The organism is Streptomyces sp. FIT100 (genome assembly GCF_024584805.1).
In the GTDB taxonomy this organism is placed as follows: domain Bacteria; phylum Actinomycetota; class Actinomycetes; order Streptomycetales; family Streptomycetaceae; genus Streptomyces.
Genome location: NZ_CP075715.1, coordinates 6,926,328 through 6,939,668, shown reverse-complemented (window position 1 = coordinate 6,939,668; position 13,341 = coordinate 6,926,328). Strand labels below are relative to the sequence as shown.

Sequence of the window (13,341 nt, the reverse complement as noted above, 5' to 3'; positions counted from 1 at the left end):
CGACGACACGACCTGGGCCCGGGGGTGTGAGCCGTGGGTGACCTGCTGGGCTTCGTGCTGAGCGGACTGGTCTCCGGCGCGCTGTACGCGCTGCTGGCGACCGGGCTCGTGCTGTCGTACTCGGCGTCCGGGCTCTTCAACTTCGCGCACGGCGCGACCGCCTATCTCTGCGCGCTCGCCTTCTACGAGCTGCACTCGGGCTTCGGCTGGCCGGCCGTGCCGACGGCGCTGCTGCTGGTGTTCGTCGTGGCGCCCGGGATCGGGTGGGGGCTCGACCGGCTGATGTTCCGGCGTCTCGCGCAGGTCGGTGAGACCGCGCAGATCGTCGCGACGATCGGGCTGCTCGTCGCGCTGCCCGCGGCGGGGCTGTGGACGGTGGAGCTGCTGGCGGACGCGGGCGCGCCGGTGCTGCCGGCGGAGAACCAGTACGGGCTGCCGGGGGTCGGGCCGAGCCCGGCGGTGTCCTGGCAGCCGCTCGACGGCGTCGGCGTCGACTCGGACCAGCTGATCACCTGGCTGGCGACGGCGGTTGCGGCGGCCGGACTGTGGGTGCTGATGCGGCACACCCGGCTCGGCCTGCGGCTGCGGGCGGCCGTCGACAACCGCGACCTCGTGGAGCTGCGCGGGATCAGCGCGGACCGGCTGTCGTCGGTGGCGTGGATGCTGTCGTCCGGACTCGCCGGGCTCGCGGGCGTCCTGGCCACACCGCTGCTGGGCCTGTCGGCCCACGACTACACCCTCTTCCTCTTCGTCTCGGCGACGGCCGCCGTGCTCGGGCGCTTCGCGTCGGTGCCGCTGGCGTTCGCGGGCGGGCTCGCCCTGGGGGTGCTGCAGAACCTGGTCGCGGGATACGCCTCCTTCGCGGAAGGCATCACCGGCTTCCGGACCGCCGTGCCGTTCCTCATCCTCTTCGCGGGGCTACTGGTGATGGACCGCCGGCGCCGGACGGCCGGGACGGCCGCGGCGGACGCGCCGCCCGTCGACTATCTCGCCGGGCGGCCGTGGGGGCGCAGATGGGGCGGGTGGGCGGCTGCCGCCGCGCTGCTGGCGGTGGCCTTCTACACCGTGACGACCCCGTTCTGGAGCGGGATCCTCGCGCAGGGCCTGGCGATAGCCCTGGTGTTCGTCTCGTTCACAGTGGTGACGGGGCTCGGCGCGATGGTGTCGCTCGCGCAGGCGACGTTCGTGACGGGCGCGGCGCTGGTGGCCGGTCTCCTGATGAGCCACGGCTGGCCGTTCGCGGCGGCGGCGGCCGTCGGCACGTGTGCGGCGGCGCTGCTCGGCGCCGTCGCCGCGCTGCCGGCGCTGCGGCTGGGCGGGCGCTCGCTCGCCCTGGCGACACTCGCCCTGGCCTTCCTGGCGGACCAGGTGCTCTTCCAGTTCCGGTGGCTGCGCAACGGCGACGCCGGGTGGGAGATCCCGCGCCCCGTGCTCGGCCCTGTGGACCTCGGCGACGACCGGGCGATGGGCGTGGCGCTGGTGGTCCTGGTGGCGGCGGCCGTCGCCGCCCTCAGCGCCCTGCGCGACTCCCCCACCGGGCGCGCGATGCTGGCGGTGCGCTCCGCGCCCGCGGCGGCGTCGGCGTCGGCGTCGGGTGTGTCGGTGGTGCGGACGAAGCTGCTCCTGTTCACGGTGTCGGCGGGGCTCGCCGGGTTCGGGGGCGTGCTCTACGCCTCGTACAACACCCGTGTCACGGCGAGCGACTTCACCGCGATGACGGGTCTCGTCTGGCTGGCGGTGGTGGTCGCGGCGGGCCTGCGGAGGCCGCAGTTCGCGGTGGTGGCGGGGCTGGTCTTCGCGCTGGTGCCGCATCTGCTCGCCGAGTACGTGACGGAGTCCTCGCACCTGCCGGTGATCCTCTTCGGCCTGGCGGGCCTGGCACTGGCGAACGATCCCGACGGCTACTGCGCGGCGCTCCCGACGCGCCTGCACGCCCGCCGGGCCGCGGGGACGCCGGGGGCCGGGGGGACGCCGGGGGCCGGGGGCACCCGGGCCCCCGCCCGGGGGCTCCGCGCCCGAACCCCCGGAAACGGCAGCTCCGCGCCTCGGCCGGCGAAAGGCTCCGACCCGGCCGAGACCCTCGCTGCGCAGGCGGGCACCCGGAACGGGGAGCCGCCCTACGACAGCGGCTTCGTGCCGTACCCGGCCGAACCGGGGGTGCATGGCGCGGAGTTCGGGGGCGGCGGGCCGCACGCGGCCGGCGGGGCCGACGGCTTGCTCCCGGTCGCGGGAAGCGGGGGGCCACCCACGCCTCCGCGCGCAGGCGCAGGCGCAAGGGCGGGAGAAGTGACCACCCCCGCACTGGAGTTGGTCGCCGTGCACGCCGGGTACGGCGGCGCCGATGTGCTGCGAGGCGTGGATCTCCGGGTGCGGGCCGGGGAGTTGGTCGCCGTGCTCGGGCCCAACGGGGCGGGGAAGTCCACCGCCTGCCGCGTCGCCGCGGGGGCGCTCGGCGCACGGAGCGGCGGGGTGTACGTCTACGGGCGGGACGTCAGCCACGACGGTGCCGTGCGGCGGGCGCGGCGCGGGGTGCTGCTGGCGCCCGAGGGGCGGGGGGTCTTCCCCGGGCTCACCATCGAGGAGAACCTCGCGCTCCAGCTGGCGGACGGGGCCGCGCGCGAGGAGGCGTACGCCCGGTTCCCCGAGCTCGCCGCCCGGCGCAGTGTGCTCGCCGGGTCCCTCTCGGGCGGGGAGCAGCAGATGCTCGCCCTCGCCCCGCTCCTCCAGCGGCCGCCCGCCGTGCTGATCGCGGACGAGCCGTCGCTCGGGCTCGCGCCGCGCGTCGTCGAGGAGGTGTTCCGGGTGTTCGAGGAGCTCCGCGCGGCCGGCTCCGCGCTGCTGCTGGTGGAGGAGAAGGCCGTCGACGTGCTCGGCATCGCGGACACCGTGGCGTATCTGGCGGAGGGCCGCGTCGCCTGGTGCGGCCCGCGCGCCGAGGTGGAGACCGACCGGCTCACGGAGGCGTACCTGGGAATCGGCCGGGAGGTGCGGCGATGACCGCGTTCGTCCTGGAGGCACATGACGTCGGCGTACGGTTCGGCGGCGTACGCGCGCTGCACGGCGTGGGCCTCGGACTGCGCCCGGGAGAGGTGTGCGGGCTGATCGGGCCCAACGGGGCGGGCAAGACCACCCTGTTCGACGTGGTCTCCGGGATCCGCCGGGCCGACGAGGGGCGGATCGTCCTGGCCGGCGCGGACATCACGCGCCGCTCCTCCGTGTGGCGCGCCCGGCACGGGCTGCGCCGCACCTTCCAGCGCCAGCAGCTCTTCGGGCAGTTGACGGTGCGGGACAATCTCCTCGTCGCCCAGGAGTGGCGGCGCGGCGCGGCCGCATCCCGCCGCGAGCGCGCCGCGGCGGTACTGCGCGAGTGCGGCATGGACCCGCTCGCGGAGCGGTACGCCGGCGGGCTCCCCGTGGGCCAGGCGCGGATGGTCGAGCTGGCGCGGGCGCTCGCCGACCCGCCCCGCGTGCTGCTCCTGGACGAGCCGGCCTCGGGCATGTCGGCGGACGAACGGGCCCTGCTCGCCGCCGTCATCCGGCACACGGCCGAAGAGCGGAACTGCGCGGTCCTGCTCGTCGAGCACAATGTCGCCTTCGTGATGGAGCTGTGCTCCCGCGTCGTCGTCCTCGACCTGGGCGAGGTCCTCGCGGAGGGCACTCCGGAGGAGATACGGGCCGACCCGAGAGTGGCCGCCGCCTACCTCGGAACGCAGGGCGTCAGCCGGACACCGCCCGCAGCGCCCCCGGCCGGCGGCCGCTGAGGCGGTCCAGCGCCGCGGAGGTGGCGTCGTCCGCGGGGAGGTGGACGAGGAGCCGCTGGTCGTCGTCGGCGGGCAGGTCGAGCGTCTCGTACGCGAGGCGCAGCTCGCCCGCTTCCGGGTGGGCGAGCCGGGTGACGCCGGTGGACCGCGGCAGTCCGGGTACGGTCCCCACGCGTCCGGCGAACGCCGCCCCCGCGGTGACCGTCAGCTCGTCGGCGAGCATCGCGACGGAGGCGTCGGCCCGGAACGGCCCCTGTTTGAGCGCGGCCACCTGCTGGTCGGCGACGAGCTCCCAGTCCGGGAACGCGGCGCGTGCCCGCGCGTCGGTGAAGACGTACCGCGCGAGGTTGGGCGGGTCGCCGTCGAGCAGTCCGAGCGGGCCCGCGAGCCGTTCGTACCCCCGCGTGCAGGCGAGGATCTCGCTCAGCCGGTTGAGCAGCACGGCGGGGGCGGGTTCGAGCCGGTCGAGCAGGGCCCGCACGGTGGCCCGGACCGTGCGCACCGGTGCCGCCCCTCCCCGGCAGGAGAAGCCGCCGTCGGCTGCCTTGGTCAGACGGTGCATATGGATGCGCTCGGCGGGCCCGAGCCGCAGCGCGTCGGCCAGCGCGGACAGCACCGGCGGCGACGGCCGGCGGTCACGGCCCTGCTCCAGCCGGGTCACGTACTCGACACTGACGCCGGCGAGCGTGGCCAGCTCCGCTCTGCGGAGCCCGGGCGTACGGCGCCGCGAGCCCGTGGGCAGGCCCACCTCGGCCGGGGTGACGGCCTCCCGGCGGCTGCGCAGGAACAGACCCAGCTCGTTGTCGCTCACCCTTCGAACGTAACAGCCGCGCCACCGCGGATCGTGGCCCTCTCACTACCAGTCCCGGCCCGGCCTCCCCCGCCGCCCGGCGCCCCGGCAGGTTGAGGGGCATGACATCGGAGAATCTCGACCTCGCAGTGATCCTCGGCAGCGTCCGAGAAGGCCGCTTCGGCCCCGTCGTGGCGAACTGGTTCGTGGAACGGGCCCGGCAGCACGGCCGGTTCACGGTGGACCTCGTCGACCTGGCGGAGGCACAGCTGCCCCTGGAGCTGCCGCCCGTACCCCCGGCCCTGGAGCCCGACATGCCGCGGCCCGAGGGGATGGCGGAGCTCACCCGCCGGCTCGACGCGGCCGACGCGTTCGTCGTCGTGACGCCCGACTACAACCGCAGCTTCCCGGCGTCGCTCAAGGCGGCGATCGACTGGCACTACACCCAGTGGCAGACCAAGCCCGTCGGGTTCGTCGGCTACAGCGGCGCGAGCGGCGGTCTGCTCGCCATCGAGCAGCTGCGTCAGGTCTTCGGCGAGCTGCACGCCCACACGGTGCGCGATTACGTGTCCTTCCCCCGCTACTACGAGCTCTTCTCGCCCGAGGGCGCCCTGCGGGACCCCGAAGGCCCGAACGGCGCCGCGAAGGTCCTCCTCGACCAGCTGGAGTGGTGGGGCACCGTGCTCCACGACGCGCGCCGCGACCGCCCGTACAGCGCCGTCTGACCGGCGGGGCGGGACCGCCGTCGGGGGGTGTTCACAGGGAGATAGCGTGTTCGGCGAAGCGGCCGTCCGGCGGGGAATGCCTCCGCCGGAGTGATCGTTCACCATGTGAGCACCCACCGACGACGTAAGGATCGATCGCTCGTGAGCAAGGTCCCCTCCCTGACCCTCAACAACGGCGTTGCCATGCCCCAGCTCGGCTTCGGCGTCTGGCAGGTGCCGGACGCCGAGGCGGCGCAGGCCGTCGGCACGGCGCTGGAGGCCGGCTACCGCAGCATCGACACGGCAGCCGTCTACGAAAACGAGAAGGGCACCGGCGAGGCCGTCGCCGCCTCCGGGATCCCCCGCGAGGAGCTCTTCGTCACCACCAAGCTCTGGAACGGCGATCAGGGGTACGACGCGACGCTCCGCGCCTTCGACGCCTCGCTGGCCAGGCTCGGCCTCGACCACGTCGACCTGTACCTGATCCACTGGCCGGTGCCCGCCAAGGACGCCTACGTGGACACGTACAAGGCGCTCGAGACCGTCCTCGCCGACGGCCGCGCCCGGGCCATCGGGGTCTCCAACTTCCTTCCCGAGCACCTGGAGCGGCTGCTGGCCGAGACGTCGGTCGTGCCCGCGGTCAACCAGATCGAGCTGCACCCCCAGCTCCAGCAGGCCGAGTCCCGCGCCTTCCACGCCAAGCACGGCATCGCCACCGAGGCGTGGTCCCCGCTCGGCCAGGGCCGGGGGCTGCTGGAGGTCCCGACGGTCGTCGCCGTCGCGCAGAAGCACGGCAGGACCGCGGCGCAGGTCGTCCTGCGCTGGCACCTCCAGCTGGGCAACGTGGTGATCCCGAAGTCCGTGACCCCGTCCCGGATCCGGGAGAACATCGAGGTCTTCGACTTCGAACTGGACACGGACGACCTCGCCGCCCTCGCCGCCCTCGACGAGGGCCGCCGCCTGGGCCCGGACCCGGCGTCCTTCAACCTGGGCGCCTGACGACGCAGACGCCGGGCCGCGGGCCCGCTTTGGGACAGAGCCTGGGCCCCGTCGTTTGGATCAGGCCGGATCAGCGAGCGGCCCGCCGCGGAGCGGCTGATGTCACAGCGGCGCGTGGAGCTGCAAGGCGGAGGAGGAAATCGACGCGGTGGGGGCACCTCCCGTGCCCGAAGGGCGCGGGGGCGGCGGACGACAACGCGGCAGTGCCAGGGCACGCGAGCCCGGCAAGATCCGAACGACAGGGCCTAGCCGCGTCGTGCCGTGTGCACCGTGCGGGCTGCCAGCAGGAAGCAGTCCGGGCGGTGCATCAGGCCCTCCTTGTCCTCGGGGTCGAGGAGCCGGTCCAGTACGGCGCTGTCGTCGGCGTCGAGCCGGCCGTCCAGGGACTTGCGCAGCCAGGTGAAGACGGAGACGAGTTGTTCGCGTACGGCAGCGGTGACGGGGGCCGGGATGTCCAGCAGGAAGGAGCGGCTGATCGTGGGCGTCAGGCCGGCCGCTCCGAGCAGGGCGCGCCAGTCCTCGATCTCCGCCGTGGTGTCCGGCAGCCCGGCGCGCATCTCCTCGAACCAGAGGGTGCCGGCCGCGTCGATCCGGCTTTCGAGGCCGGGGCGGCCGATGCCGATGTCGCGGGGCAGATGGCGCGGCTGAAGTCCGCCTTCCAGCAGCGCCAGCAGGCCGCCGGGACGCAACAGGCGGGCCAGGCCGGTGAGAGCGGCGCGCTGATCGCCCACATGGTGGACCGAGCCGCTCGCCCAGATGACGTCGGCCTCGCCCAGCTCGGCGATGCCGCCGGGAAGTTCGGCGACCTGGGTGCGGACGCGCCCGCCGAGTCCGCGGCCTTCGGCCCTCGCCCGGGCGCGGTCGAGGAGCGCGGGGGTGGCGTCCACGGCGACGATCTCGGCGTACGGGAACGCCTCGGCGAGCATGCAGGTGACCACGCCCGGCCCGCTGCCGATGTCGAGGACGCGGCGCACTCCGGCGACGGGCAGTTGCTCGCCGATCCAGGCGGCGGCCTGCGCGTACAGCGGCAGGTGCATCTCGCCGCCGCGTTCGAGCAGCGGGGCCATCTCGTCCCAGTCGATGTGGGTGCTGTCGTGGTGGTGGCCGTGGCCCTGGCCGTGGCCCTGGTTGCCGTGGTGACGATTCATGGCGTCAGGGTGCCCGCGGCGGCCGGTCCTGGCGAGCCGTGTTGCGGTTCCGGCAAAACGGCCGCGGCACCGGGAAGGGGTCGGCGCCGGAGCCCGGGCCCCGGCGCTCCCGCGCCCGGCCGGGCGTGGGGCACTTCGCGGCGCGTCGCGATGGACGCCGCAGCGCCCGGGGACGGGTGACGCCCCCTCACCCGTGCCCTGGGGATCTGCGCAGTGCGAGCAGCCGGTAGCGCGGCTCGGGGCGGGGGTCGTCCGGGTCCGGCAGGCCGCGCAGCTCCGCGGCGAGCTTCTCGGCGACCGCGCCGCGGGCCGTCAGGCGGCGCGCGTAGTCGCCGCGCAGCAGCGCCTGCGCGGCGCGGCGCGGCGAGCGGCCCTGGCCGTGGCCGGTGAAGTGCGTCTCCCCGGCCGGGGAGAGGCCGTGCACCGCGCCGAACGCCTCGATGCGCTCCGCGCGGTCGTACGCCTCCGTCGAGCGGTAGGGCGCGAGGACGGCGTCGATGTCGCTGCCCACGTCGTGCCCGGCGTCCTTGTCGACGGTGGTGACGAACACCCCGCCGGGACGCAGCACCCGCGCCGCCTCGGCGACGATGGCGCGGGCGTCCCGTACGAGATGCAGCAGCCACACCGCGCTGACCGCGTCCACGCAGGCGTCGGGCAGCGGCAGCCGCCGGACGTCGGCGAGGACCACGGCGCCGACCCGGGCGGCGGCGATACGGGTCATGCCCGGCGCCGTGTCGGCGCCGAGCACGCGCAGTCCGGGCCGGGCGAGCCGCTCGGTGACGAGGCCGGTGCCGCAGCCGATGTCGAGGAGCGCGCGGGCCTCGGCCGGGACCAGCGAGAGCACGGCCACGGCGGCCGCGGCCGCACGGGGCACGCCGCCGCGCGAGGCGTCGTAGAGCGCGGCCTCCAGGTCGTAGTCGAGCAGCGTGTCCCGGCCGGGGCCGGCCGTGGCGGCTGCCGCGCCGCCGCCGGCCCCCGCGGCGGTGCCTTTCTCGTCCAGCGTCTCCAGGGACTCGTCGTCGTGCAGCACGGTCAGCTCGCGCCGTGGCTCGGGGCGACGGATTCCACGCGGCGCGCGAGCTCGAAGTCGCGGTCGGTGATGGCACCGCCGGCGTCGTGGGTGTTCACGGTGAGGTTGACCGTGTGGTAGCCGAGGGTGAGGTCGGAGTGGTGGTCGAGCTCGTCCTGGATGTGCGCCACATGGACGACGAGCGCGGTCGCGGCGAAGTGGGTGCCGAGTCGGTACGTGCGGGCGATCCGGTCGCCCTCCTGGGACCAGCCGGGCAGCTCGCGCAGCCGGTCCTCGATCTCCTTCTGCGACAGCGGCTCTGTGGGCATGAGCAGGGCTCCCTCCGGATTCCGGATTGCCTGATTTTCTGCGGGCGACGTTACGGCTTCCGTATGACCACTGTCGCGCCCGACACGTGGCAGAGCCAGGGCTGTCGTTCGGATCGGGCCGGATCCGGTGCGGCGGGCCGGCCGCACCGGATCCGGCCGCGGTTCAGCGGGCGGGCCCGGTCTCCGGGGCTCGGCCTTTCCTGCCGGCCTGCGGCGCCGGTTCAGGTTCGGGTTCCGGTGCCGCGGACCTGGACCGGGCGTCCGGCTGCTCGGCCGACGGGCCCGTACGGGCGGCCTCGGCGCGGATGATGGCGTTCACTGCGGCAATGGGGTCGATGGCCATGACTGTGTCCTTACGGGTGATGAGGGGTGACGGACCGTCGGAGCGGTGTCGCCCTCAGCAGCGCAGGACCACGGACCTCAGCGGGTGCGCCGAGGGCCGCCGCAGCACCGGCCCGGTGGCCGCGCACGGGCCTGCCGCGCCGGGCGCGGGGGTCTCCGCCCGGTGGTCGGGGGCCGGTGGCCCGATGCGGCGCTGCGCCCGGGACGGCGGCGCCGGCTGCTCCGTCCCGGCCACCTCCTGCTCCGGCGTGGAGGAGCCCGCGGGCCGGCTCTCCGCGGCCTGCGAGGGTACGGTTCCGGCGGCGCCCGCCTGCGCCACGAACAGGGCGGCGAGCGCCAGCAGTACGACGAGCGCGGCACGAACGGCGGCGCGGCGCGCGGAACGGTTCACGGGGAACACCTCCTGCACATGCCACATGTGCCCCGCCCGCCGCCCAGGCGCGCCGCCGCCGGGCCGGGAAACCCCCTTCCGGCCTACGCGGTTACGCCGTTACGCCGCGTTCGCCTTGCGCGCCGACATCCACGCGTACACGAGCACGCCGGCGAACAGGAACAGCACGCCCTGGTAGACCGCCGCGTAGCCCGACCCCGCGACCAGCCACAGCGAGAAACCGGCGGCGACCGCCGCCAGCACGCCGTCGCGGACGAGCCGGGCCCGGTTGACACGGTGTGCCTGCCCGGAGGCCAGGTAGTGGATCTGTGCGGCGGTGGACAGCAGGTAGGGCACCGTCGCCGTGAAGGTGGTGACGAGGACGAGGACCTCGAACACGCCTTCCGAGCCGACGGTGTAGTTGTAGACGGTCAGCAGCGAGGCGAGCACGACGGTCACGAGGACGCCGACGGTCGGCACGCCGCGCCGCTTGCGCGCGAAGGCCGCGGGGAACAGGCCGTCCTTGGCGGCGGCGTACGGCGTCTGGGCGCTCAGCAGCGTCCATCCGTTGAGCGCGCCGACCATCGAGACGAGCGCCATGCAGGCCACGGCCGTACCGCCCCAGGCCCCGCCGAACATCGCGTTGACGGCGTCGGAGAACGGCGCGGTGGACTCGCCCAGCCGGTCGTGCGAGACGAGCCCGAAGACGGCGAGGGTGCCCAGCAGATAGATCACCGCGGCGCCGGCGGTGCCGAGGATGGTGGCGCGTCCGACGTTGCGCTGCGGGTCGCGCACCTCGCCCGCGCTGACCGCGGCGGACTCCACGCCGAGGTAGCTGAAGAGCAGGATCGCGGCGGACGCGGAGAGCGCGCCGACGGTGCCGGTGCCGCTCGCCTCGAACGGGCCGAGGTCGTCGGCGTCGAAGAAGAAGAGCCCGCCGACGGCGACGAGCAGCAGCGGCACGAACTTCATGACGGTCGCGACGAGCTGGACGGCGCCCACGTACCGCGTGCCCGCGAGGTTGGCGAGGGCGGGCAGCCACTGGAGCAGCAGGGCCGCCCCGATGGTCGCGGGCTTGGAGTCGTGGAGCGGGACGAGGACGTCGAGGTAGCCGACGGCGGCGACGGCCAGCGCGGCGTTCGACACCCAGGCGGTGATCCAGTACGACCAGGCCGCGAGGAAGCCCGCGAAGTCGCCGAAGGCCTCGCGGGCGTAGACGTACGGGCCGCCGGTGCGCGGATGGCGCTCGGCGAGCCGGCCGAAGACGAGGGCGAGCGCGATCGCGCCGACGGTCAGGACCGCGAAGGCGACGAGGCTGATCGTGCCGAAGGGGGCGACGGACGCGGGCAGCAGGAAGATGCCGCCGCCGATGATGTTGCCCATGACCAGAGCGGTGGCGACGGGGAGCCCGAACCGCCGCGCGTGTTTGCTCTGCCCCTCTGGAACCGTTGCGATCGTGTCGTTGATCGTGTCCCTGGGGGGAACTGTGATGGTCATGAAGGTGGTGCGCCTTTCTCCGTGCAAACCCGAACATGATCGGGCGACGTCGCACGCTGCACCAAATCACTCGTTTTTGTCCTGCCCGGCCCGGCGGGAGGCGGGAAATGCTTCGCCCGCCGGGGCCGCCGGCCGCGGATCCTCCGCGGCGCCGGGCGGCGTCCGGGAACCGTGCACCGCGCCGGGCGGCGCCTGCGGAGCGTGCTCGGCGCCGAGCGGCACCTGAGGTGCGTGTGCGTCGCCCGGGGCCTCGCCGAGCCAGCGCCGCAGCACCTCGTGCACCTGCTCGGCGCCCGCGAGCTCACCGCCGTCCGCGACGGGATCGGAGAGCTCGCGCGGCGCCAGCAGGAACGGGTACGACTGCTCGCCGCCGAGTCCGCCGTGCGAGCCGATCTGCTCCTCGAAGGCGTGCACCCGGCCGCTCACCGGGTCGTACATCGAGTTGACCATGATGTCCGCGACGTGCGGGAAGGAGTCGGTGCGCCGCACGGCGTCCGCCGCCCCGGGTCCGAAGGCGGCCAGCGGCCCGGTGCCGTCGAGCGCGGCCAGGGGCAGTTCCACGATGCCCGCGGCCCCGTCCCTGGCGAGCAGCACCGACCCGTGCCGCTCGCTGCGGACCAGCAGGAAGCCGATGCCGGGATGGCCGGCGAGCGTGTGCAGCAAGGCGGGGTGACGGCGGTCGATCTGCTCCCGGCTGAGCCGCCCCGGCAGCTCGGGGAAGGAGATCAGCCCCAGGTTGCCGGAGGCGAGGACGACCGGATCGGAGCCGCCGGCCGGGCGCTCCGCCGCGTCCTCGTCCCCGACCGGCCGGTGCAGCGCGCTGCGCAGCGCGTCGCGTGCGGCGTCGCGGGCCTCCGCGCCGCTCCTGGTGCGCCCGGCGCGGCGCGACACCGGAAGCCCGCAGCCGGCGCGTACGAGGTCCCTCAGCGTCAGCCCGTACGTGCCCGCGAAGGTCTCGCCGGGGCTCTGTCCGTGGTCGGAGAGGAGCACGATCCGGTAGCTGCGCGGGGCGTGCTCGGCGACCTTGGCGATCAGCGCGACGGCCCGGTCGATACGCTCCAGCACCTTCGCCGCGTCGCGGCTGTGGGGTCCGGAGTGGTGGGCGACCTCGTCGTACGCGACGAGGTCCGCGTAGACGGCGGTGCGCCCGGCGAGCATGTCCCCCATCACGGCGGTGACCACCACATCCCGTTCGACGACGGTCGCGAAGGCGCGGATGAACGGGTAGAGGCCGCCGCGGCCGGTGCGCGGCCGGTCGCCCCTGAGCCGGGAGCGGACGGACTGGCCGAGCTCGCGGGCCACTTCGGCGACGAAGGAGACGGCGGTGCGCACGGAGTTGGCGGGGTCGGAGAAGTAGGCGAAGTAGCCGGCCCGGGAGCGGTTGGCGCGGCCGCGGCGGGCGGCCACGGAGAGGACGAGGGCGAGCTGGTCGGCCCCGCCGCTGAAGAGGTTGCCGCGGCTGGCACCGTCGAGGCTCAGCAGCCCGGCGTCACGGGTGCGCTCGACGGCCCGCCGCTGGAGCTCGGCGGCGCTGGCCGGGCGGTTGCTGACCATGATCCGGCCGGTGTCCTTCTCGTACCAGCGGAAGCCCGGGACGTCGTGGTTCGAGCCGTGCAGGATGCCCAGCTGGCTCGCGCCGGTCTGGCTGGACCAGTCGGTGCGCCAGCGGGTGAGCCGGTGGGACGCGTCCAGCCAGCACGCGACGGTCGGCATCAGCCCGTCCTCGACGGCCCGTACGAGCACGGCGTGCCCGACGCCGTCGAGCTGGAGGAAGACCGTGCCGGGCGGGGCGCTGCCCCCGATCCGTTCGCCGCGCCGGCGGCGGCGCCGGTCGGCGAGGCGGGAGAGGCGGCGCCGGTAGGCGTTGTCGTCGCGGACGGCGAGCGCGGTGGAGGTGGCGGAGGCGACGGCGGACATGACGGCCGCGACGACCACGGCCGTCTCCGGGGCCACGGCGGCGCTCCCGTCGGGGACCAGCCAGAGGGCGATGAGCAGCAGCGAGCCGTTCAGGAAGAACACCAGCAGTCCCAGCACCAGGGCCGAGACGAGGAGGAGCGCACGGACGAGGACGGGCCACACCAGTGCGCTGAGCAGACCGAACACGCCCGCGCCCCAGGCCGCCGTGAGCGCCGCCCTGGTGATGCTGTCCCCGCCCGGGGACTGGAGCTTGAAGTCGGGGAGGACCGCGGCGAGCGCGAGCATCGTGAGCGTGGACACCGCCCATACGACGATCACGCGCAGCAGGGCGCCGCCAGCGGTCCGCCAACGCCGTTCGCCCACGCCGTGTCACTGCCTCTCGCCCCCGGCCCCCGTGCTTCGCTCACCGTCCAGCGTGGCACAAATCCGGGGAGTGTCCCCGTTCACCCGGGCGGAGGCCGCGAGCGGCCCCGGC

Annotated in this window: 12 protein-coding genes; 4 read left to right on the top strand and 8 right to left on the bottom strand. The window is 74.8% G+C overall.

Features of this window, described 5'->3' with window-relative positions:
• The first annotated feature begins 33 nt into the window (after window positions 1-33).
• Window positions 34-2,997 (top strand): ABC transporter permease subunit, encoded by a 2,964-nt coding sequence (locus KK483_RS31010; protein WP_262008525.1) that lies wholly within the window; start codon window positions 34-36, stop codon window positions 2,995-2,997.
• Window positions 2,994-3,761 carry an ABC transporter ATP-binding protein gene (locus KK483_RS31005; RefSeq protein ID WP_262008524.1) on the top strand — a complete coding sequence of 256 codons (768 nt, stop codon included), beginning with the start codon at window positions 2,994-2,996 and terminating at the stop codon, window positions 3,759-3,761. The genes KK483_RS31010 and KK483_RS31005 overlap by 4 nt, the downstream gene beginning before the upstream one ends.
• On the opposite strand, the gene KK483_RS31000 is transcribed toward KK483_RS31005, so the two are convergent.
• On the bottom strand, window positions 3,718-4,572 hold the full coding sequence (locus KK483_RS31000; RefSeq protein WP_262008523.1) for a helix-turn-helix domain-containing protein: 855 nt from the start codon (window positions 4,570-4,572) through the stop codon (window positions 3,718-3,720). The genes KK483_RS31005 and KK483_RS31000 overlap by 44 nt on opposite strands.
• A gap of 101 nt (window positions 4,573-4,673) precedes the next feature.
• Here KK483_RS31000 and KK483_RS30995 point away from each other — a divergent pair, with 101 nt between their 5' ends.
• Entirely contained in the window at window positions 4,674-5,276 is a 603-nt protein-coding gene (locus tag KK483_RS30995) for an NADPH-dependent FMN reductase (protein WP_262008522.1), read from the top strand.
• A 141-nt stretch (window positions 5,277-5,417) separates the two neighbouring features.
• Entirely contained in the window at window positions 5,418-6,254 is an 837-nt protein-coding gene (locus KK483_RS30990; protein ID WP_262008521.1) for an aldo/keto reductase, read from the top strand.
• Between the two features lie 245 nt (window positions 6,255-6,499).
• Here the strand turns inward: KK483_RS30990 and KK483_RS30985 are convergent, their stop codons facing one another.
• The 7 genes from KK483_RS30985 to KK483_RS30955 all read right to left on the bottom strand — a co-directional run bounded on the left by KK483_RS30985 (window position 6,500) and on the right by KK483_RS30955 (window position 13,229).
• Window positions 6,500-7,402: a trans-aconitate 2-methyltransferase gene (locus KK483_RS30985; protein WP_262008520.1), complete on the bottom strand. Its 903-nt coding sequence runs from the start codon at window positions 7,400-7,402 to the stop codon at window positions 6,500-6,502.
• 187 nt (window positions 7,403-7,589) lie between these two features.
• Complete coding sequence (locus tag KK483_RS30980; RefSeq protein WP_262009760.1) at window positions 7,590-8,327, bottom strand: class I SAM-dependent methyltransferase; 738 nt, start codon at window positions 8,325-8,327, stop codon at window positions 7,590-7,592.
• Window positions 8,328-8,434: 107 nt separating this feature from the next.
• A complete protein-coding gene (locus KK483_RS30975; protein ID WP_262008519.1) occupies window positions 8,435-8,740 on the bottom strand; it encodes a 4a-hydroxytetrahydrobiopterin dehydratase in 306 nt (101 codons plus the stop codon).
• A 163-nt stretch (window positions 8,741-8,903) separates the two neighbouring features.
• Window positions 8,904-9,083: a hypothetical protein gene (locus KK483_RS30970; protein WP_262008518.1), complete on the bottom strand. Its 180-nt coding sequence runs from the start codon at window positions 9,081-9,083 to the stop codon at window positions 8,904-8,906.
• 54 nt (window positions 9,084-9,137) lie between these two features.
• The gene (locus tag KK483_RS30965; protein WP_262008517.1) at window positions 9,138-9,473 is read right to left on the bottom strand and encodes a hypothetical protein; all 336 of its coding nucleotides are present in this window, start codon (window positions 9,471-9,473) and stop codon (window positions 9,138-9,140) included.
• A 99-nt stretch (window positions 9,474-9,572) separates the two neighbouring features.
• Window positions 9,573-10,949, bottom strand: coding sequence for an amino acid permease (locus KK483_RS30960; protein WP_262008516.1), 1,377 nt, complete (start codon window positions 10,947-10,949; stop codon window positions 9,573-9,575).
• Between the two features lie 66 nt (window positions 10,950-11,015).
• On the bottom strand, window positions 11,016-13,229 hold the full coding sequence (locus KK483_RS30955; RefSeq protein WP_262008515.1) for a phage holin family protein: 2,214 nt from the start codon (window positions 13,227-13,229) through the stop codon (window positions 11,016-11,018).
• Window positions 13,230-13,341: the final 112 nt, after the last annotated feature.

Coding starts and splice junctions, on each gene's coding strand:
- KK483_RS31005 (WP_262008524.1), top strand. CDS start 2,994: ATGACCGCGTTCGTCCTGGAGGCACATGACGTCGGCGTACGGTTCGGC.
- KK483_RS30995 (WP_262008522.1), top strand. CDS start 4,674: ATGACATCGGAGAATCTCGACCTCGCAGTGATCCTCGGCAGCGTCCGA.
- KK483_RS30985 (WP_262008520.1), bottom strand. CDS start 7,402: ATGAATCGTCACCACGGCAACCAGGGCCACGGCCAGGGCCACGGCCAC.
- KK483_RS30975 (WP_262008519.1), bottom strand. CDS start 8,740: ATGCCCACAGAGCCGCTGTCGCAGAAGGAGATCGAGGACCGGCTGCGC.
- KK483_RS30970 (WP_262008518.1), bottom strand. CDS start 9,083: ATGGCCATCGACCCCATTGCCGCAGTGAACGCCATCATCCGCGCCGAG.
- KK483_RS30960 (WP_262008516.1), bottom strand. CDS start 10,949: ATGACCATCACAGTTCCCCCCAGGGACACGATCAACGACACGATCGCA.